General features: G+C 46.0%; 1 protein-coding gene. It reads right to left on the bottom strand.

All coding sequences use genetic code 11. The annotated features are described in order from the left end of the window. Nucleotides 1–1,089: IS1380 family transposase (locus DW917_RS16780; protein ID WP_233524819.1), on the bottom strand; the 1,089-nt coding region annotated here is incomplete at its 3' end. Nucleotides 1,090–1,225: the final 136 nt, after the last annotated feature.

The raw sequence follows: 1,225 nt of genomic DNA, 5'->3' as shown, positions 1-1,225 counted from the left end.
TATGAGTGCCGTAAGCAGAAGAAACACCGTGTTTTCTCCCATGAAGGATTTTGGAAGCCTGTTCCAGCCGAATCCGTTATTCATTTCATCGAAGATGCGTTCCTTCCCTCCACGGAGGTTATAGAATTTGACAATCTCTTTCTCGGAAGACTCGTAGTCATTTGTAAGGATGCAGCGGTAGGTGTATTCGCCTTCCCACAGGTCAATCTCACCGTCAATTCGCTTCTGCCTTTGGATTACAAGACGGTATGCCCTCCCTTTCCATTTCTCAACAAGAATGGAGTTCAGTTCAAACTCAATGCCGCCCAGTTCCTCTCTCTTCCACCCTCTGAGTGCAAAGATGTCATCGTAGAGCGAACCGCAGCGGTTGGCGCGGATATAGAAAGTCATGCAATGCTTTCCGACCTCTTCCACAATTTCCTCTGAGCAGGATCCGCAATCTGCCCTGAAACGATTGACTGTCAATCCTTTCTGTTCAATCCTCTCAAAGAATCTCCTCAACGTGTCCTTCTGGTGGAAACGAACGTTAGTGTTGCCGTCGCTGTTCTCTATGCCGACAATCATGTCGCCAATGACAGCCACACCTGGACGGTACCCGAGAAACTTCTTGTATGTGGGTTTCGCATCAAACTTCTCAGCCTCTATGAACTGGTGGTCGAAGTCAACGTCATACCCCTCGCCCTCTTTCAGCTGCCCTGTGGACAATAGGCAATTGAGGAGCAGTGTATTCAGCATGTCTGCCGTGTTGAAGTCGTAGGTCTTGCCAGTGTCGGATGTGTAGGAAATGTTATCCTGGGTCAGTTCCTTTATGGCTCTGAGAATCGTGTCGGCACTGCATGTGCGAAGTGTCGGATGAAGCGAGAGGTGATACATCAGATGAGTGGTGACATCCTCTATGCATGAGCCGCCACAGAAATAAACGCTCATAAGCGAACGGATGATTTCGCTGTATTGATAACCATACAGCCTACATCTCATACCGAGGGTTGAGTCGATTACAGATGAGAGATTGGAGTCAAATTGCTCCATTATTGAAAAAATTCCTCCAAAAGGAGAGAGTTTCTCAGATTTTATTGCTACCTTTGCCATGTCTGTCGGGTTTGATACATATTTTGATTTGCAACACTAAGATAGGTGAAAAATCTGACATGGCAAAATCCTGAGCAACTTTTTGTTGCTCAGGTACTTATAAAATAAGTTAAACTAAAATGCTGCGGAATTTAGG

The organism is Prevotella sp. AM42-24 (genome assembly GCF_003461825.1).
GTDB classification, from domain to species: Bacteria; Bacteroidota; Bacteroidia; order Bacteroidales; family Bacteroidaceae; genus Prevotella; species Prevotella hominis.
The sequence above is the reverse complement of the archived record's forward strand: the minus strand, read 5'-3'. Positions and strand labels throughout refer to the sequence as shown.